Annotated in this window: 19 protein-coding genes and 1 pseudogene; 11 read left to right on the forward strand and 9 right to left on the reverse strand. The window is 70.0% G+C overall.

The features are described 5' to 3' along the window. Positions 1 to 25 precede the first annotated feature (25 nt). The 5 genes from AB0B91_RS52805 to AB0B91_RS52825 all read left to right on the forward strand — a co-directional run bounded on the left by AB0B91_RS52805 (position 26) and on the right by AB0B91_RS52825 (position 4,926). Positions 26 to 430 (forward strand): PadR family transcriptional regulator, encoded by a 405-nt coding sequence (locus AB0B91_RS52805; RefSeq protein ID WP_358338548.1) that lies wholly within the window; start codon positions 26 to 28, stop codon positions 428 to 430. Then, positions 427 to 1,407, forward strand: coding sequence for a hypothetical protein (locus AB0B91_RS52810; protein WP_358338551.1), 981 nt, complete (start codon positions 427 to 429; stop codon positions 1,405 to 1,407). Before AB0B91_RS52805 ends, AB0B91_RS52810 begins: the two co-directional genes overlap by 4 nt. A 75-nt stretch (positions 1,408 to 1,482) precedes the next feature. Next, the gene (locus tag AB0B91_RS52815; protein WP_358338554.1) at positions 1,483 to 2,778 is read left to right on the forward strand and encodes a DUF2252 domain-containing protein; all 1,296 of its coding nucleotides are present in this window, start codon (positions 1,483 to 1,485) and stop codon (positions 2,776 to 2,778) included. A gap of 151 nt (positions 2,779 to 2,929) precedes the next feature. Beyond that, entirely contained in the window at positions 2,930 to 4,132 is a 1,203-nt protein-coding gene (locus tag AB0B91_RS52820; RefSeq protein WP_358338557.1) for a hypothetical protein, read from the forward strand. Between the two features lie 47 nt (positions 4,133 to 4,179). Then, a complete protein-coding gene (locus AB0B91_RS52825; RefSeq protein ID WP_358338560.1) occupies positions 4,180 to 4,926 on the forward strand; it encodes an SDR family oxidoreductase in 747 nt (248 codons plus the stop codon). Positions 4,927 to 4,941: 15 nt separating this feature from the next. Here the strand turns inward: AB0B91_RS52825 and AB0B91_RS52830 are convergent, their stop codons facing one another. The 3 genes from AB0B91_RS52830 to AB0B91_RS52840 all read right to left on the reverse strand — a co-directional run bounded on the left by AB0B91_RS52830 (position 4,942) and on the right by AB0B91_RS52840 (position 6,399). After that, on the reverse strand, positions 4,942 to 5,757 hold the full coding sequence (locus AB0B91_RS52830; protein WP_358338563.1) for a hypothetical protein: 816 nt from the start codon (positions 5,755 to 5,757) through the stop codon (positions 4,942 to 4,944). A 52-nt stretch (positions 5,758 to 5,809) separates the two neighbouring features. Continuing rightward, the gene (locus tag AB0B91_RS52835; RefSeq protein ID WP_358338566.1) at positions 5,810 to 6,058 is read right to left on the reverse strand and encodes a hypothetical protein; all 249 of its coding nucleotides are present in this window, start codon (positions 6,056 to 6,058) and stop codon (positions 5,810 to 5,812) included. A gap of 83 nt (positions 6,059 to 6,141) precedes the next feature. Next, positions 6,142 to 6,399: a hypothetical protein gene (locus AB0B91_RS52840; protein ID WP_358338569.1), complete on the reverse strand. Its 258-nt coding sequence runs from the start codon at positions 6,397 to 6,399 to the stop codon at positions 6,142 to 6,144. A gap of 148 nt (positions 6,400 to 6,547) precedes the next feature. On the opposite strand from AB0B91_RS52840, the gene AB0B91_RS52845 reads away from it, so the two are divergent. Further along, entirely contained in the window at positions 6,548 to 7,249 is a 702-nt protein-coding gene (locus AB0B91_RS52845; protein ID WP_358338572.1) for an NIPSNAP family protein, read from the forward strand. 12 nt (positions 7,250 to 7,261) lie between these two features. Here AB0B91_RS52845 and AB0B91_RS52850 read toward each other — a convergent pair whose 3' ends face one another. Further along, positions 7,262 to 7,723 (reverse strand): hypothetical protein, encoded by a 462-nt coding sequence (locus AB0B91_RS52850; RefSeq protein ID WP_358338575.1) that lies wholly within the window; start codon positions 7,721 to 7,723, stop codon positions 7,262 to 7,264. A 154-nt stretch (positions 7,724 to 7,877) separates the two neighbouring features. Between AB0B91_RS52850 and AB0B91_RS52855 the strand changes: the two genes are divergently transcribed. After that, the gene (locus AB0B91_RS52855; protein ID WP_358338579.1) at positions 7,878 to 8,402 is read left to right on the forward strand and encodes an AAA family ATPase; all 525 of its coding nucleotides are present in this window, start codon (positions 7,878 to 7,880) and stop codon (positions 8,400 to 8,402) included. A gap of 80 nt (positions 8,403 to 8,482) precedes the next feature. Here AB0B91_RS52855 and AB0B91_RS52860 read toward each other — a convergent pair whose 3' ends face one another. Both AB0B91_RS52860 and AB0B91_RS52865 read right to left on the reverse strand, forming a co-directional pair. Then, on the reverse strand, positions 8,483 to 9,400 hold the full coding sequence (locus tag AB0B91_RS52860) for an SDR family oxidoreductase (RefSeq protein WP_358338582.1): 918 nt from the start codon (positions 9,398 to 9,400) through the stop codon (positions 8,483 to 8,485). A gap of 30 nt (positions 9,401 to 9,430) precedes the next feature. Further along, the gene (locus AB0B91_RS52865) at positions 9,431 to 10,195 is read right to left on the reverse strand and encodes an SDR family oxidoreductase (protein ID WP_358338585.1); all 765 of its coding nucleotides are present in this window, start codon (positions 10,193 to 10,195) and stop codon (positions 9,431 to 9,433) included. A gap of 46 nt (positions 10,196 to 10,241) precedes the next feature. On the opposite strand from AB0B91_RS52865, the gene AB0B91_RS52870 reads away from it, so the two are divergent. From AB0B91_RS52870 to AB0B91_RS52885, 4 genes and pseudogenes are all read left to right on the forward strand, one after another. Then, positions 10,242 to 10,979 (forward strand): enoyl-CoA hydratase family protein, encoded by a 738-nt coding sequence (locus AB0B91_RS52870; protein WP_358338588.1) that lies wholly within the window; start codon positions 10,242 to 10,244, stop codon positions 10,977 to 10,979. A gap of 8 nt (positions 10,980 to 10,987) precedes the next feature. Next, on the forward strand, positions 10,988 to 11,761 hold the full coding sequence (locus AB0B91_RS52875) for a CoA-transferase (RefSeq protein WP_358338913.1): 774 nt from the start codon (positions 10,988 to 10,990) through the stop codon (positions 11,759 to 11,761). Beyond that, positions 11,748 to 12,470, forward strand: a complete 723-nt coding sequence (locus AB0B91_RS52880; protein ID WP_358338591.1) for a CoA-transferase — start codon at positions 11,748 to 11,750, stop codon at positions 12,468 to 12,470. The genes AB0B91_RS52875 and AB0B91_RS52880 overlap by 14 nt, the downstream gene beginning before the upstream one ends. Positions 12,471 to 12,519: 49 nt before the next feature. Then, positions 12,520 to 13,551, forward strand: a pseudogene (locus AB0B91_RS52885) (nitronate monooxygenase); the annotation flags it as partial. Here AB0B91_RS52885 and AB0B91_RS52890 read toward each other — a convergent pair. The 3 genes from AB0B91_RS52890 to AB0B91_RS52900 are packed head-to-tail and all read right to left on the reverse strand — an operon-like array spanning position 13,538 to position 16,896. Then, entirely contained in the window at positions 13,538 to 14,209 is a 672-nt protein-coding gene (locus AB0B91_RS52890) for a pentapeptide repeat-containing protein (RefSeq protein WP_358338594.1), read from the reverse strand. The pseudogene AB0B91_RS52885 and the gene AB0B91_RS52890 sit on opposite strands and share 14 nt — an antisense overlap. A 4-nt stretch (positions 14,210 to 14,213) precedes the next feature. Next, positions 14,214 to 15,692 carry a glycoside hydrolase family 3 N-terminal domain-containing protein gene (locus tag AB0B91_RS52895; protein ID WP_358338597.1) on the reverse strand — a complete coding sequence of 493 codons (1,479 nt, stop codon included), beginning with the start codon at positions 15,690 to 15,692 and terminating at the stop codon, positions 14,214 to 14,216. 52 nt (positions 15,693 to 15,744) lie between these two features. Continuing rightward, positions 15,745 to 16,896, reverse strand: a complete 1,152-nt coding sequence (locus AB0B91_RS52900; RefSeq protein WP_358338600.1) for an acetyl-CoA C-acetyltransferase — start codon at positions 16,894 to 16,896, stop codon at positions 15,745 to 15,747. Positions 16,897 to 16,932: the final 36 nt, after the last annotated feature.

The raw sequence follows: 16,932 nt of genomic DNA on the forward strand, positions 1-16,932 counted from the left end.
CTGAGAGACAAGATATAGTGCGAGGGTGAATATAACGGAGCCCATGTTCCTGGCGCTCACCGCGCTGGTGGACGAGCCGCGGCACGGCTACGGGATCGTCCAGGAGGTCGACCGGCTGTCCGGCGGGCGGGTGCAACTCAAGATCGGCTCCCTGTACGGCGTGCTGGACCGGCTGGCCGGGGAAGGGCTGGTGGCGCTCGACCGGGAAGAGGTGGCCCAGGGCCGGCTGCGCCGCTACTACCGGCTGACGGACTCCGGGGCCGGGGCGCTGGAGGAGGAGGCGGCCCGCCTGGCGGCCAACGCCCGCGCGGCGACCGCCCGGCTCCGGGACCGCACCGCCCGCCTGCACCCCGGAACCGCCACCGCCACCGCCCTCTCCCGCCTGCTCCGCGGAACCGCCGCCGTCGCCGATGCCGGAGGTGCCGGGTGAACGCGTTGGACGAGCTGCTTGAACAGCGTTACCGCACCGTCCTGCGGTTGCTCCCCCGTGCGTACCGGGCCGAGCGGGAGGAGGAGATGGTGGCCGCGTTCATGGAGGGCGGCGAGGTGCCCGACGAGGAGAATCCCCGGCCAGGCTGGGGCGAGATCGCCAGCGTGCTCGCCCTCTCGACGCGCGTACGGCTCGGCGGAGCGGGCGCGATACCCCGGTTCGTCGCCTGGGGCGCGGCCGTCAGGCTGGTGGCGACACTGGGGCTCGCCTTCCACGCGGCGGCCGGCGCCTTCACCCTCACCTCCCTCGCCTTCGCGGCGCCCGGCTCGATGACGCGGCCACTCGGTGTGCTCGCGGCGGCTCTCTGGGCGGCGGCGTTCGTGCTGCTGATGCGCGGGCACGTCCGGACGGCCAAGCCGGTGGCGCTCGCGGCCGGAGTGGCGGCCCTGGCCGAGCTCGCCGCCTGGCAGCTCGCGGGCGGCCTGTTCGTGCCTCTGGACGTGGTGTCACCGGTCCTGAACGTCGTGGTACCGCTGACGGCCCTGTTCGCCGGCTTCCACAGCGACGTCCCGCCGGTGCGGCGAGCATGGCTGCCGACCCTCCTGCCGCTGGCCGCCGGGCTGGTGCTGAGGGCCGTCGTCCTCGCCCTGCTGGCGCCCGCGCTGGGGAAGGTGCCGCTGTTGTGGCCGTGGGTGGACCTGATGGGCCTGGCCACTGTGGTGCTCGTGGCGGCCGGGATCGTCTGCCTCGCGCGCCACCTGCCCCCGTATGTGCCGCTCGCGCTGGCGATCCTCGGGACGCTGATGCTGCCGTCGCGGCTGTCGGTGGTGGACAACAGCTACCTGAGCTCGGGACCGGACGTGCTGTGGGCGTCCAGCGTGGGCCAGTGCGTGGCGCTGGTCGTCATGGTGGTGCTGCTCGCGGTCGCGGGCTTCCGCGGTCTGCCGGCCGTACGACCGGGACAGGTGACCGTCTGAAGATCGGCGGGCCTCCACCCTGACAGGGAAAGACCAGGGTAGGCGGGCAGGCGGGGAAGACTTAGTGTCCGAGACATGGGCACACGCGCTTCCCACCTGCTAGATGTCCTCATGACGGAGTTCGGTGAGTCGATCAAGCAAGACCCCGCGGCGTTCAGGCGGAAATTTCGGAAGATGGCGGCCTCCCCTTTTGCGTTCTACCGGGGCAGCGCCTGCCTGTTCTACGCGGACCTCACCGAAGGATTCGCGGACCAGTCCTACCTTGACGAACCGACCAGCCGCGTCTGGATCCACGGCGATCTGCACGCCGAGAACTTCGGCACCTACATGAACGCCTCAGGGGTGCTCGTCTTCAACGTCAACGACTTCGACGAGGCGTACGTGGGGCCGTACGTCTGGGATCTCAAGCGGTTCGCCGCCAGCGTGGCGCTGATCGGGTACGCCAAGGCCCTGTCGGACGAGGCGATCAGCGGGCTCGTGGGCGACTTCGCCAGCGCGTACCTGGCCGAACTGGGCGGCATCGCGCGCGGTGGGGACGACGCGATCGGGTCGCTCACGCTCGACACCACCAGCGGCGTGCTGCACCGGGTGCTGCAGACGGCCCGGTTGAGCACACGGGTGGCGATGCTGGACGTCGAGACCGTGATCGACGACTACGACCGGCGGTTCGCGTTCATGGACGGGCGCGAGCCCGTCGGCGCGGCGACGCGGGACGCCGTGCTGGCCGCGTTCGAGGACTACCTGACGACCCTGCCCACGGAGTCGAACCCGGTCGAGCACGTGATCAAGGACGTGGCGCTGCGCAAGGGTGTGGGGATCGGGTCCGCGGGGCTGCCGTCATACAACCTGCTGCTGGAGGGACGCTCGCAGGCGCTGGAGAACGACGTCATCCTCTACATGAAGCAGGCGCAGGTGCCCGCGGTGGCTCGTTACATTCCGGACGAGAAGGTCGCGCGTTACTTCCACCACCAGGGGCATCGGACCGCGGAGTCGCAGCGGGCGTTGCAGGCGTACGCCGATCCATGGCTGGGGTACACGACGCTGGACGGGGTGGGGCAAATGGTGGCGGAGGTCTCCCCGTACTCCGCCGACCTGGATTGGGACGACGTCAACGAGCCGGCGGAGCTGCGGTCGATCATGCGCGACCTGGGGCGGGCGGTGGCGCGCATGCACTCGGTCGCGGACGACGAGTCCAGCCACGACCTGGTGAGCTTCTCGACTGAGGAGTCAATCATGCGCGTGGTAAATGGCGACAGGCCCGGATTTATCGGGATGCTGGTGGATTTTGCGCACCGTTATGGGGCACAGGCCCGGGAAGACCACCAACGGTTCGTCGACCTCTTCCGCAACGGCCGCCTCCCGGGAGTGTGACCGCCTGGCCCCCGTGGCGTGCGGGTGGCCGCCGACGCTCCGACGCGGTCCCGACGGAAGGAGCTCTACGGAAGGAGCTCTACGAAAGGAGCTCTACGAAAGGAGCTCTGCGAAAGGAGCTCTGCGAAAGGAGCTCTGCGAAAGGAGCATCGTGAGGCATCTGCTGGGGTTGCTGCTGGGGACGGAAGAGGACTGGCCGTCGGCGTTCGAGACGGTGCTGCGGCGGCTGGGGCCGGTCAAAGGGGTCGGCGAGTTCGATGTGGAACGCATCACGATCGAGCCGTTCGACCTGCGCGATCAGCCCCGGCACGATCTGGTGATCGACCGGCTGGCGTACTGGTACTACCACCCGCGCGAGTGGCTCAAGAAGATCGCCATGATGGACGACGTCTATCTGCTGAACAGCCCGTTCACCTTCCAGTCGATGGAGAAGCACGCCGCCTACTGCGCCATGATGCGGCTCGGGTTGAAGGTCCCGAAGACGGTGCTGGTGCCGTACAAGAATCCGCCCGACAACACCAAGTACGCCTACACGGCGGCCCGCTACAACCAGCCGTTCGATCTTGACGCGGTCGCGGAGGGCATCGGGTATCCGATGTTCATGAAGCCCTATGACGGCGGGGCGTGGCGCGGGGTGTCGCTGGTGCGCAACCCCGACGAGCTCCATCGGGCCTACGACCAGAGCGGCGAGATGCTCATGCATCTGCAGAAGGCGGTCGAGGGGTACGAGGCGTTCGCCCGGTCCCTGTCGATCGGGGCGGAGACCATGGTGATGCGGTTCCGGCCTGAGGAGCCGATGCACGCACGGTATGTCGTGGACCACGAGTTCCTCGCCCCGAGTGTGGGCGACGAGGTGGTCACGATCGGCCGGCTGGTGAACGCGTTTTTCCGATGGGAGTTCAACTCCTGCGAGACGCTGGTCAAGGGCGCGGACGTGCACCCGATCGACTACGCCAACGCCTGCCCGGATGTCGCGCTGACGAGCCTGCACTACTACTTCCCCTGGGCGATCAAGGCGCTGGTCCGGTGGAGTGTGTTCTGCGTGGGCACCGGGCGGCGGCCGCGGCTCGATCTGGATACGCGGGAGTATTTCGCGGTCACCGGGTCGTACGAGGAACGGCTGGCGGCCTATCGGCGGCTGGCCGACGACTACTTCGAGACCGACCGCTACCAGGACTTCTGCGACAGCCGGCTACGCCACCTCGATGAGATCGTGCTGGACTGGGTGGCCGGGCCGGACTTCGACCGGCTGCTGGTCGACACGGTGACGGCCACGTATCCCGCGCACGAGAGGGACCGCTTCGTGGAGCATTTCCGCGGTCTGCTCGGGTTGTGGGTGAAGGACTCCGGCTGAGCGGCGGCGCTAGCTACCGACCGGTTGGTATGGCATGCTTCCGGAACATGACTCTGTTCTCGGTGGAAGGCAAGACCGTCGTCGTCACCGGTGGCTCCCGTGGCATCGGGCGCATGATCGCGACCGGATTCGTCGAGGCCGGGGCGACCGTGTACATCTCCGCGCGCAAAACCGCCGAGGTGGAGCGGACCGCCAAGGAGCTCGGCTGTGTCGCCGTACCGGCTGATCTGTCCACGCCCGAGGGGGTGGACACGCTGGTGGCGGCGGTGGACGGGGCGCTGAACGTGCTGGTGAACAACGCGGGCGCGGCCTGGGGCGCGCCGCTGGAGGAGTATCCGGAGCACGCCTTCGACAAGCTCTGGAACATCAACGTCAAAGGGGTCTTCTTCCTGACCCAGCGGTTCCTGCCGCAGTTGCGGGCGGCGGCCGGCGCGGAGGATCCGGCGCGGGTGATCAACATCGGGTCCATCGACGGGATAAGGGTGCCGTCGGTGGAGAACTACGCCTACTCCGCCTCGAAGTCCGGCGTGCACATGCTGACCCGGCACCTGGCCAGGCAACTGGCGCGCGAGCACATCACGGTGAACGCGATCGCGCCGGGGCCGTTCGAGTCGAAGATGATGGCGTTCGCGCTGGATGATCCGGCGATCCGGGAGAGCGTCGTGTCCAGTGTGCCGATGGGCCGCATCGGCCGCCCCGATGACATGGCCGGGGCGGCGATCTACCTGTCCTCGCGCGCCGGCGCCTACCTCACGGGGACGGTCATTCCGGTTGACGGCGGCATTTCCTGCTAGTCCCCCTGGGAGATCTCAGAGCAGTTCGCGCAGCGCGGTGGCGAGGTTCGCGGCGGCGTGGGGCTCGTAGCGCAGGTACAGGTACGGCTCCGTGAGCTCGACCTCCATGACCACCGGGCTGCCGTCAGGGAGCCGGACCAGGTCGATCCTGGCGTAAAGAAGGGCCTGGGGGATGGCGGCAAGCACCTTCTCAGCGAGTTCGACCTGGTCCGGGGCCGGTGTGCGCGGATCCGCCAGAACCTGGTCCGCGCCCGTCTTTCCTGGGGTGAGCATGGGGGTGCGCCGGACCGCATGGCTGAACCGGCGGTTGAAGTACAGCAGCGAGGTCTCGCCCTCCGACTCGACCATGTCGAGGTAGGGCTGGACCATGGGGACGCGTCCGGCTGCCGCCAGCGCGGCGGCGTGCGCCTCGGCCTGGCCTCGGTCGGTGGTCCTGATCGTGTCTCGGGCACCCGCCGAGATGGCGGGCTTGACGACGTACTCCTCCCAGTACGGCAGGTGCTCCGGAGACCAGTGGGTCGGCACGATGGGCACACCCAGATCTCGGAGATAGGTCTTGTCGGTGTTGGATTCGAGCACGGCGGCCGGGTTGAGCAGTTTGGTGGCGCGCTCTACCCGGCGAGCCCAGGCGAGGAAGTCGGCCCGGCGGTCGAGGTAGTCCCAGACCGACCGGACCACCACCGCGTCGTAGGCGCTCCAGTCGACCGTCGGATCGTCCCACTGCTCGGCACGGCCCTCGATGCCCGCCTCGCGCCACGCGACCAGAACCCCGTCGCGCTCATCGTCATGGTCGTCGGGATTGTAAAACGTCGCATACGCACAGATAGACACCCCGAGATGTTAGTCCAGCCATTCCGGGCCCGACCGTGCTCAGCCTCGGCCCCTAGTCGGAGGTGGTGCTCACGCCTACGCCGCTGCGGCCGGTGGCCGTGGCGGCGTTGCCGTTGACGTTGGTGACATTGGTGCTGGAACCGCTACCGGCATTTCTGACCTGGAGGTTGCCGAAGATGTTGCCCGACTGCGTGGATGAGGAGTTGGAGCTGCGGTTGTCGGTGTCGGCATGAGCGGCAGCGGCCATCAGGACCGTGCCCGCGGCGACGACGAATCCGGTGGCGCAAAGCTTCTTGATCATTTCGACTTCCTTCCGAAGCGTTCTCGTGGACTGGGGACTCCGTCGGACGATGGCGACCGGTGTGCGAGGAAGGGGGATCGGGGTCAGTAGAAGATGTACGTCACCGTGGTGCCGCCGTTGGACGCCGTGGTGGCTATGCCGTTGATGTTGTTGACGTTGGTCGCGCTGCCGGCGCCCTCGTTGAACGCCGCGATGTCGCCGAAGTTGTTTCCGGACTGGGACGAGTAGGTGTTGCCGCTCCAGTTGTCGCTCCAGCCGTCCGCCTGGGCGGGTGCGGCCGGCAGGGTGACGCCGGCGGCCGCCGCCATGACGGCACCGGTGACACGCAACTTCTTGATCACTTCAGTGACTTTCCTTGACGTTGTGGGATCAAAGCCAAAGCGATCATATACGAAGCGTAGTAGTTATGTAGCTGTAGGTAATCAGAATATTCTTCTAGCCCGATTCTGCTGACAGTCGGTGTCAGTTGTCCGCTCGTAGCATCCCCGCATGATTTATGAGTTCCGGAACTACACGCTGCGTCCCGGCCGGCGCGACACGTTGATCGAGCTGTTCGAGCGGGAGTTCATCGAAGGACAGGAGGCGTCCGGGATGGGGGTGGTGGGCCAGTTCCGTGATCTGGACGATCCGAACATGTATCCGTGGATGCGGAAATTTCCAGACATGGAGGCTCGGCGAGCGGCGCTTACGGACTTCTACGGCGGCCCCATCTGGAAGGCCAACCGGGACGCGGCCAACGCGACGATGCTCGACTCCGACAACGTGCTGCTCCTACGCCCGGCGCCCGGCTTTTCCCACGAGTCCGCGCCCAGCCATGCTCTCCGGCCCGCTGCCGATCCCTTTCCGGGTATGGCGCGACCGCCCGTCGGCGCCACCGTCCTGCCCGAGTCGCTGTACGTCGCGATGATCTACCACGTCGGGGACGAGTTCGCCGAGTTCTTCGCCCGGGAGGCCGTACCCGTGCTCAAGGAGGCCGGGGTGCCGCCGGTGGCGTGCTTCGAGACCGAGAGCGCCGAGAACACCTTCCCCGCGCTCCCCGTACGCACAGGGGAGCAGGTCTTCATGTGGTTCGCCCGGTTCGACCGGCCCTCTGAGGAGCGTGAAGTGGCGCTGCCCGGACTGGAGTCCCGGCTGACCGCTCCCCCACAACGCCTCCGCCTGGCCCCTACGGCCCGATCAGCGCTCCGCTAAAGGCCCTCGCGTTCAGCACCAGCCGCCACCGTCTACGGATGAACTCATGCGCACATAGACCATGTCCGGCTTGTCCACCGAAACCGAAAAATCGACGTCCTTGTCGGCGATGGCTTTGGTGAAACAGAACCCACCCGCGTCCTCCTCCTCGGTCGAGGGCTTCCACCCGTCCCTCACGGCGACCTCGCGGTAGAAATCGAACACGTCGTTCCCCGCCCGGGGAACGCGATAGACCTGCTCGACATCCACGATCCGGTCATCCACGTCACAGATCGCCGTCCGCTCGCCTTGTGGCCGGGCTCCGGACGGGCGCTGGGCGAAGATGCCGTGCGCCGCGAGGGACTGGGCCAACCGGTCTTCGCCGCTGCCACAGCCATGAGAGGCGAAGAACGAAAGGGCGCCCACACCGATCCCCATGACACCCAGCACGGCGACGAGAACGACGATGGCCAGGACGGCGGCCAGAGGTTTCATGCAGCACCACGATTCATGAGAGCGCCGTGGGAGACGTATCGGATCAATGATGTCGGAGGACCGCTTCCCCGCCCGGCCGCCACGGTCCGTAACGGCGGTCGTGTCTGGATTTCGGCTCCGGTTAAAGGCTTTTGAGGTGATCTGGCAGGCGGGTATGGAGGTAGTGATCGTGTCCGGGCCTCCGGGGGCGGGGAAGTCGACCGTGGCCCGGCTGCTGGCCGATGCCGTCACGCCTAGCGTGCACCTGCATACGGATGATTTCTGGGCGTTCATCTGGCGGGGCGGCATCGCGCCGCACCTGGCGGAGGCTCAGCGTCAGAACGAGACCGTCATGGGCGTGCTGGCGGGCGCGGCTTTCGGGTACGCGGACGGCGGCTATCACGTGGTGGTGGATGGTGTCGTGGGGCCGTGGTTCGTCGGCGCCTTCGCCGAGGTACGGCGCGCGCCGCTGCACTATGTGGTGCTCCGGCCTGACCGGGAGACGACGCTGCTCAGGGCCACGGGCCGGGGGCTGGACGCGCTCACGGATCCCGAGCCGGTGCTGCAGATGTACCAGCAGTTCGCCGACCTGGGTGAGCTGGAGCCGCACGCCTTCGACTCCGGCGGCCTGACCGCCGAGCAGACCGCCGCCGAGATCCGCGCGCGCCTGTCCGAGGGCGCCTACCTGCTCAAGCGGTAGACGACCCCCAGTGGACGCCTAGCGGACCTCACGCCGAAGACGGCCGAGCGCCGTAAACGGCCAAGCGCCATAGACGGGCCTCAGACCGCAGACGGACGGGCACCGTAGGCGGGGAGTGGGTCGGGGGCCTCTTCGAGGAGCTTCGTGACGGCGTCGCCCACCTCGGCAGGGGACCAGCGGGCGCCGCGATCGGCGCGTGGGCCGTGGGTCCAGCCGGTGGCGAGCGAGATCACTCCGCCCTCCACCTCGAACACCCGTCCCGTCACCGCCTCCGACGCCACCGAGCCGAGCCAGACCACCAGCGGTGACACGTTCGCCGGGTGCATCGGGTCGAAGCCGGACTCGGGTGCGGCCATGGTCTCGGCGAAGACCTCCTCAGTCATGCGGGTACGGGCGGCGGGGGCGATGGCGTTCACCGTCACGCCGTACCGGCCCAGTTCGGCGGCGGCCACCTGGGTCAGTGCGGCGATACCCGCCTTGGCGGCCGAGTAGTTGGCCTGGCCGACGCTGCCGAGCAGGCCCGCGCCCGACGAGGTGTTGATCACGCGGGCGGCCGCGGGGTCGCCGGACTTGGCTCGTTCGCGCCAGTACGCGCCCGCGTGCCGCAGCGGCAGGAAGTGGCCCTTGAGATGGACCCGGATCACCTCGTCCCAGTCGTCCTCGCCCATGGAGACCAGCATGCGGTCGCGGACGAACCCGGCGTTGTTCACCAGCACGTCGAGGCCGCCGTACGCGCTGACGGCGGTCTTCACCAGCCGGGCCGCGCCGTCCCAGTCGGCCACGTCGTCGCTGCTGGCCACCGCCTGGCCGCCGAGCGTACGGATCTCCTCGGCCACGGCCAGCGCGGGGCCGCCGGATCTGCCGTCGCCGTCGCGGCCGGTGCCCAGGTCGTTGACCACCACACGGGCGCCCTGCCTGGCGAACTCCAGCGCGTGCTCCCTCCCGATGCCGCGCCCGGCTCCGGTCACGATCACGACGCGGCCGTCACAGATTCCCACACGGACCTCCCAGAAGATCAAGCAGAGATATCAGGAAATGTCGTCGGAAGCCAGGTTCTGCCAGGCGGGGATCTCCCCGCCTCCATGCACGTGTACCTGCGCCCCGGTCACGTAGCCGGGCGCGGCCAGCCACAGGCAGACCGAGGCCACGTCGGCGGGCGTCGCCATCCGCCCGGCCGGGACGGCGGACCCCACGTCCTTTCCGCCGTAGTGATCGAGGGAGTCCTCGGTGGCGGCCAGGCCGACGATGACCGTGTTGACCCGTACACCGGGGGCCCACTCGGCGGCCAGGCAGTTCGCCAGCTGATGGAGCCCCGCCTTGGCCGCGCCGTACGCCGAGGTGCCCGGCGAGGGCCGCACGCCGCTGGAGCTCCCGATCATCACGACGGAGCCGCCCGAGGCGGCGAGCAGCGGATACGCGCGCTGCGCGACGAGCAGCGGGGCGATCAGGTTGAGCTCGACGATGCGCGCGTGCAGGCGCGGTGACGTGCCCTCCAGCGGTGCGTACGGCGACCCGCCCGCGTTGTTGACGACCACGTCGAGCCGGTCGAGCCCGGAGAACAGCCGCTCCAGGTCGTCGGCGTCCCGCACGTCGGCCCGCACGAACCGCACCCCGGTGGCCGCCGAGCGGGGAGGGGGACTCGGTGGCGGCACCGGGGGCGGGGGATCGTGTCGGGCGCAGACGATCACTTCGGCTCCGGCGGTGGCGAAGGCGGTGGCGATGCCCGCGCCGATCCCCTTGGTCCCACCGGTCACCAGGACGACCTTGCCCGTGTAGTCGTAAGTCACCGTCACGGGTGCTACCGTACCAAGCAAGCGTTAGGTGCAACCAGGGAGCGGGATGGGAATCACGCTGCGGGACGGCCCGATCGCCGAGGTCGTCGTGGACGTTCCACCGGTGAACGCGCTGCCGGCGCGGGCCTGGCACGAGCTGGCCGGAGCCGTGACGGACGCCGGGCGGGACGAAGAGACCAGGGTCGTCGTGCTGCGGGCCGAGGGCCGGGGCTTCAACGCCGGCGTGGACATCAAGGAGATGCAGGCCACCGAGGGCCACACTGCCCTGATAAATGCAAATAAAGGGTGCTTTGCGGCGTTCGCGGCTGTATACGACTGCCCGGTGCCGGTGATCGTCGCCGTGCACGGCCACTGCGTCGGCGGTGGGGTCGGGCTGGTGGGCAACGCGGACATCGTGCTGGCCAGCGAGGACGCCTACTTCGGCCTGCCGGAGGTGGACCGGGGCGCGCTCGGCGCGGCCACCCACCTGGCCCGGCTGGTACCCCAGCATCTGATGCGCGCCATGGTCTACACGTGCCGGAACGTGACGGCCGCCGAGCTGCACGCGTTCGGCTCGGTGCTGGAGGTGGTGCCGCGCGACAAGCTGCGGGACGCGGCGCTGGAGGTGGCGGGCCAGATCGCGGACAAGGACCCGTACGTGATCCGGCGCGCCAAGGAGTCGCTCAACGGCATCGACCCCGTGGACGTGAAGCGCTCCTACCGCTTCGAGCAGGGCTTCACGTTCGAGCTGAACCTGATGGGCGCGGGCGACAGGCACCGGGACCGCTTCGTGGAGGGCTCGTGAGCAAGGTCATGTCCGTCGAGGAGGTCGCGGCGGAGATCGAGAGCGGCATGACGGTCGGGATCGGCGGCTGGGGGTCGCGGCGCAAGCCGATGGCTCTGGTCGACGGCCTGCTGCGATCCGACGTCCGGGACCTCACCCTCATCTCGTACGGCGGCCCGGACGTCGGCATGCTCTGCGCCGCCGGGAAGGTACGCAGGGTGGTGGCCCCGTTCGTCACGCTGGACTCCATCCCGCTCGAACCACACTTCAGGCGGGCCAGGCAGGGCGGCACGATCGAGTTCACCGAGTACGACGAGGGCATGTTCATGTTCGGGCTGCTGGCGGCGGCGCACCGGCTGCCGTTCCTGCCCACGCGGGCCGGGCTCGGCTCCGACGTCATGCGGGTCAACCCGGGCCTGCGCACGGTCCGCTCGCCGTACGAGGACGGGGAGGAGCTGGTCGCCGTGCCCGCACTGGCCATGGACGTCGCGCTGGTGCACCTCAACCGGGCGGATCGGCGCGGCAACGCGCAGTACCTGGGCCCCGACCCGTACTTCGACGACCTCTACGCCAAGGCGGCGGCCCGCTGTTACGTGTCGTGCGAGCGGCTGGTGGATACCGCCGACCTGCTGAAGGAGGGACCGGTGCAGTCGCTGCTGATCAGCCGGTCGATGGTGACCGGCGTGGTCGAGGCGCCGGGCGGCGCGGGCTTCACCGCGTGCGAACCAGACTACGGCCGCGACGAGCGGGAGCAGCGGCGGTACGTGGACACGCCGTGGGAGGAGTTCCATGAGCAGGGCTGACGTGTGCGTGGTCGCCTGCGCGGAGGCGTTCAGGGGTGACGGGGAGATCCTCGCGGCCGGGATCGGCGGGGCGGTCACCGTGCTGGCGGCCCGGCTGGCCAGGCTGACGTTCGAGCCCGAACTACTCACGCATGACGGCGTCTGCCTGCTGACGGGTGACGTGCCCGCGCTGGGCGAGCGGCCCGAGGTGGTGGAGGGCTGGCTGCCGTTCCGCGATCACCTGTGGCTGGTGCTGAACGGCCGGCGGCACGTGATGCTCGGCGCGAGCCAGATCGACCGTTTCGGTAACTCGAACATCTCCTGCATCGGCGACTGGGCGCGGCCCAAGGCTCAGCTCCTCGGTGTGCGCGGCGCGCCGGGCAACACGCGCTGCGATCCGACGAGCTACTGGATCCCCCGGCACTCCCCCAAGGTGTTCGTGCCGCGAGTGGACGTGGTCAGCGGCCTGGGCACCGACAGAGGCGCGTACGACCTGCGGCGGGTGGTGACGAACCTGGCCGTGCTCGACTTCCGCACGCCGGACGGGTCGATGCGGCTGGCCTCGGTGCATCCGGGGGTGAGCGTCGCGGAGGTGGTCGCGGCGACCGGGTTCGAGCTGGTGATCCCCGAGGACGTGCCCGAGACACGGGAGCCGACCGCCGAGGAGAGCCGGCTGCTGAAGGAGGTGCTCGACCCGCGCGGGTCCCGCGAGCGCGAGGTGGCGGCGTGAGGGCGGCGCTGAGCGGCGGCGGAACCGCGCCGAGTGGCCCGGAGATCACGCTATGAGGACCGCGCTGACGGACCTGGTGGGGTGCCGGTATCCGATCGTGCAGACCGGGATGGGGTACGTCGCGGGCGCGCGGCTCGCGGCGGCCACGTCCGAGGCGGGCGGGCTCGGGATCATCGCGGCCGCGACGATGTCCGTCGGCGAGATGACCGAGGCGATCGACAGCGTGCGAGAACGCACGGACGCCCCCTTCGGGGTCAATATCCGCTCCGACGCCGACGACGCGGCCGAACGGGTCGAGGTGATGATCCGCGCGGGCGTGCGCGTGGCGTCGTTCGCGCTGGCGCCGCGGCGCGAGCTGATCGACCGGCTGAAGGACGCGGGCGTGGTCACGATCCCGTCGGTGGGCGCGCGCCGGCACGCGGAGAAGGTCGCCGCCTGGGGCGTGGACGCGGTGATCGTGCAGGGCGGCGAGGGCGGCGGGCACACCGGGCCGGTCGCGACGACGCTGCTGCTCCCCCAGGTGGTGGACGCGGTGGACATCCCGGTGATCGCCGCGGGCGGCTTCTTCGACGGGCGGGGGTTGGTGGCCGCGCTGGCGTACGGGGCGTGCGGCATCGCGATGGGCACCCGGTTCCTGCTGACGAGCGACTCGCCGGTGCCGGACGAGGTGAAGAAGGTCTACCTGGCGACGGCCGACACGCTGGTCACCACCAAGGTCGACGGTGTGCCGCACCGGGTGCTCAGGACGCCGTTCGTGGAGTCGCTGGAGCGTTCGCGGCTGCTCAGGGCCGTGGTCAACGGCGCCAGGTTCAAGCGGCTGTCGGGGCTGACGTGGGCCCAGCTGCTCCGCGAGGGGCGCCGGACGCGGCACGGCCGCGACCTGACCTGGGCGCAGGTGCTGCAGGCGGCCAACACGCCGGTGCTGCTGCGGGCCGCCATGGTCGACGGGCGGGCCGACCTGGGGGTGATGGCCTCCGGGCAGGTGGTCGGGGTGCTCGACGACCTGCCGTCCTGCCGGGAGCTGATCGACCGCGTCATGTCAGAGGCAGCGGTCGTGCTGGAAGCGCTCAGAGCACCGTGATGCCGCGGGCGGCCAGGATGGCCGCCGCCTGGGCCTGGTTGATCGTCGCCCCCGCGTAGGCGCGCAGCTTGGCGTCGTCGGGCTCGCCCAGGTCGGCGCCGCGCAGGTCGGCCTTGACGAACACGGTCTTGAGCAGCTTGCTGCCGCGCAACCGGCAGTCGCTGAACGTCGCCTCGGTGAAGTCGCAGCCCGACAGGTCGGCGTCGTCGAAGCGGACCCCCTCGATGAACTCTCCGCGCAGCGAGCAGCCGCCGAGGTTGGCCATGGTCAGGTTGGACCGGGCGACCTTGAAGCCGGTGCCCCGCGCCCCGGTGAGCGAGGCGCCGATCATGCGGCACCCGGTGAAGGTCACGTCGGTCACCAGCGCCCCGCCGAACTGCGCGGAGGACAGGTCGACGTCGGTGAACGCCACGTCGATGAGCTCGGCGTCGTTGAACCTGATCCGCATCCCGCCGCCGCCCGAGAACACCGCGCTGTCGAGGTCGGCCCGGCGGAAGTCGGCCTGGTCCAGCACGCACGACTCGAAGCGTGCGTCGGCCAGCGGCGCCCGCCGGAGGTCGGCCTCGGTCAGGTCGCAGTTGCGGAAGACGTGGGTCTCGTCCGGGGCGAGCCGGTCGGTCAGCGTGGTGTGGGAGAGGTCCTCGTCTTCGAAGTTCACGGTGTCAAAGGGTACCGGTGATCACTTCGGCGGCGGCCTGGCCGCAGACCCTGGCCGAGCCGTAGGTGGCGATGTGCACGGCGCCCAGGTCGGAGCGGGCGGGCAGGCCCATCTCGACCACCACGGTGTCGGGGCGGGCGCTGAGCAGGTGCCGTAGCGCCTCGCTCTGCCAGGGGTGGCGGTGCGCGTCGCGGACCACGACGACGAGGGGGCGTCCGTCGGCGCCGGCGATGAGCCGCTCGATCGCGACCCCGGTCGCCTCGCCGGCCGCCAGCCGGGTCACGGCGGTGCCGGGCAGCAGCCTGCCCAGCGGCTCGCCGACCCCCCACGGGGTGTTCTTGTCGATGGCCAGGTTCATCTCGGGGGTCAGCTCCACCACGTGGGGCGCGGCGGTCAGCGGCAGGATGGGGGCGTTCGTGCGGCGGGTGACCCTGATCGCGCGGCGGGCCGCGGTGAGGCCGAGGTGGCCGTCCTCGGGCACCGGGGCGGCGGCGGAGGCGGTCCAGGCGGCCAGCTCGCCGACCCGGCGCGCGGCGTCGGCCAGGCGTTCCTCCGGCAGCAGCCCGTCGCGTACGGCCTGGGCGATCGCCTCGCGCACCTCGACGGCGGTCGCCTCGTCGGCGCGCTCCCCGCCGACGCAGATGGCGTCGGCCCCGGCGGCGATCGCCCGTGCGGCGGCGCCCCCGATACCGTACGGCCCGGAGACGGCGGCCATCTCGATGGCGTCGGTGATGATCAGGCCGTCGAAGCCCAGTTCCTCACGGAGCAGCCCCGTGAGCACCTTGGGGCTCAGCGTGGCGGGCAGCACGGCGTCGTACGCGGGCACCAGCAGGTGGCCCGTCATGACGGCCTTGACGCCCTCCCTGATCGCGGCGCGGAAGGGGGTCAGCGCGTCTTCGATCCCGTCGGTGGCGACCATGGGCATGCCGTGGTGGGAGTCGATCGAGGTGTCGCCGTGGCCGGGGAAGTGCTTGGCGCAGGCGGCCACCCCGGCGGACTGCAGGCCGCGGACGAACGCCCGGGTGTGCCGGGCGACCAGGGCGGCGTCGGCGCCGAAGGAGCGCAGGCCGATGACCGGGTTGTCGGGGTTGGAGTTCACGTCGGCCGAGGGGGCGAAGTCGATCGTGATGCCCGCGGCGGCCAGCTCCCCGCCGAGGTCCCTGGCCAGCGCCTCGGTCAGCGCCATGTCGTCCACGACGCCGAGCGCGTGGGCGCCGGGACGGCTGCTGCCGGTGGCGACCTCCAGTCTGGTCACCTCGCCCGACTCCTCGTCGGTGCCGACCAGCACGGCCGGGTTCTCCGCGCGCAGGACGGCGGTCAGCTCGGCGACCTGGGCCGCTCCCGTGATGTTGCGGGAGAACAGCACCACCCCGGCCAGCCCCTCCCCCAGCCGGCGGCGGACCCAGTCGGGCGGGGTCCGCCCCTCGAACCCGGGCAGGAGTACGGCATCGGCAAGGCACAACAGGTCACCGCTCTTGAGCATGATCCGAAATCTAATAGGAAAGTTTCCTATTTGCTAGAGGCATCTTCGGACGTCATAGGCGTTCGATGATGGTGACGTTCGCCTGGCCGCCTCCCTCGCACATCGTCTGCAGGCCGTACCTGCCGCCGGTCCGCTCCAGTTCGTGCAGCAGCTTCACGGCCAGGACCGCGCCGGTCGCGCCGAGCGGGTGGCCGAGCGCGATCGCGCCGCCGTTCGGGTTGACCCTTGCGGGGTCGGCGCCGCTCTCCTTCAGCCAGGCGAGCACGACCGAGGCGAACGCCTCGTTGATCTCCACGACGTCGATGTCGCCGATCGCCATCCCGGCCTTGCGCAGCGCGTGCTCCGTGGCGGGGATCGGCGCCGACAGCATCATGATCGGGTCGCCGCCGCGTACCGACAGGTGGTGCACACGGGCGCGCGGGCGCAGCCCATGATCTTGTACGGCGCGCGGCGACGCGATGAGCAGGGCGGCGGCGCCGTCGGAGATCTGCGAGGCCAGGGCCGCGGTGAGGCGCCCGTCCTCGACCAGGGGCTTGAGCCCGGCCATCCTGGCCGGAGTGGTGTCGCGGCGCGGCCCCTCGTCGGTGGTGACGCCCTCGTAGGGGGTGAGCTGGTCCGCGAAGCGTCCTTCGTCGATGGCGGCGATGGCCCGCCGGTGCGATTCGTAGGCGAACGCCTCCATGTCCTGCCGGGAGATGTCCCACTTGGCAGCGATCTGTTCGGCTCCGGTGAACTGGGAGACCTCCTGGGTGCCGTACCGGGAGAGCCAGCCCTTGGAGCCGCTGAAGGGGGTGTCGTGGCCGAGGGCGCGGCCGGCGAGCATCGCCGAGGAGATGGGGATCATGCTCATGTTCTGTACGCCGCCGGCCACCACTAGGTCGCTCGTGCCCGAGAGCACGGCCTGGGCGGCGAAGTGCAGCGCCTGCTGCGAGGAGCCGCACTGGCGGTCGATCGTGACGCCGGGCACCTCCTCCGGCAGCCCGGCGGCCAGCCAGCAGGTGCGGGCGATGTCTCCGGCTTGCGGTCCGATGGTGTCGACGCAGCCGAAAATGACGTCCGCCACCGCCGCCGGATCGGCGCCCGTGCGGGTCATCAGCTCTTCGAGTACGTGCGCGCCGAGGTCGGCGGGGTGGGCCCGGGCGAGGCCGCCGTTCTTGCGCCCGACCGGGGTCCTGACCGCGCCGACGATGTATGCCTCGTTCACACCCGCATCGTAGCAAGCGCTTGGTCGCACGCGGAA

The organism is Nonomuraea sp. NPDC049141, assembly GCF_040648415.1.
In the GTDB taxonomy this organism is placed as follows: Bacteria; Actinomycetota; Actinomycetes; order Streptosporangiales; family Streptosporangiaceae; genus Nonomuraea.

Bases quoted from the DNA above. Each gene is read 5' to 3' on its own strand.
- AB0B91_RS52850 (WP_358338575.1), bottom strand. From the start codon at position 7,723: ATGAAACCTCTGGCCGCCGTCCTGGCCATCGTCGTTCTCGTCGCCGTG.
- AB0B91_RS52870 (WP_358338588.1), top strand. From the start codon at position 10,242: ATGGGAATCACGCTGCGGGACGGCCCGATCGCCGAGGTCGTCGTGGAC.
- AB0B91_RS52855 (WP_358338579.1), top strand. From the start codon at position 7,878: ATGGAGGTAGTGATCGTGTCCGGGCCTCCGGGGGCGGGGAAGTCGACC.
- AB0B91_RS52895 (WP_358338597.1), bottom strand. From the start codon at position 15,692: ATGCTCAAGAGCGGTGACCTGTTGTGCCTTGCCGATGCCGTACTCCTG.
- AB0B91_RS52875 (WP_358338913.1), top strand. From the start codon at position 10,988: ATGTCCGTCGAGGAGGTCGCGGCGGAGATCGAGAGCGGCATGACGGTC.
- AB0B91_RS52880 (WP_358338591.1), top strand. From the start codon at position 11,748: ATGAGCAGGGCTGACGTGTGCGTGGTCGCCTGCGCGGAGGCGTTCAGG.
- AB0B91_RS52825 (WP_358338560.1), top strand. From the start codon at position 4,180: ATGACTCTGTTCTCGGTGGAAGGCAAGACCGTCGTCGTCACCGGTGGC.
- AB0B91_RS52835 (WP_358338566.1), bottom strand. From the start codon at position 6,058: ATGATCAAGAAGCTTTGCGCCACCGGATTCGTCGTCGCCGCGGGCACG.
- AB0B91_RS52845 (WP_358338572.1), top strand. From the start codon at position 6,548: ATGATTTATGAGTTCCGGAACTACACGCTGCGTCCCGGCCGGCGCGAC.
- AB0B91_RS52815 (WP_358338554.1), top strand. From the start codon at position 1,483: ATGGGCACACGCGCTTCCCACCTGCTAGATGTCCTCATGACGGAGTTC.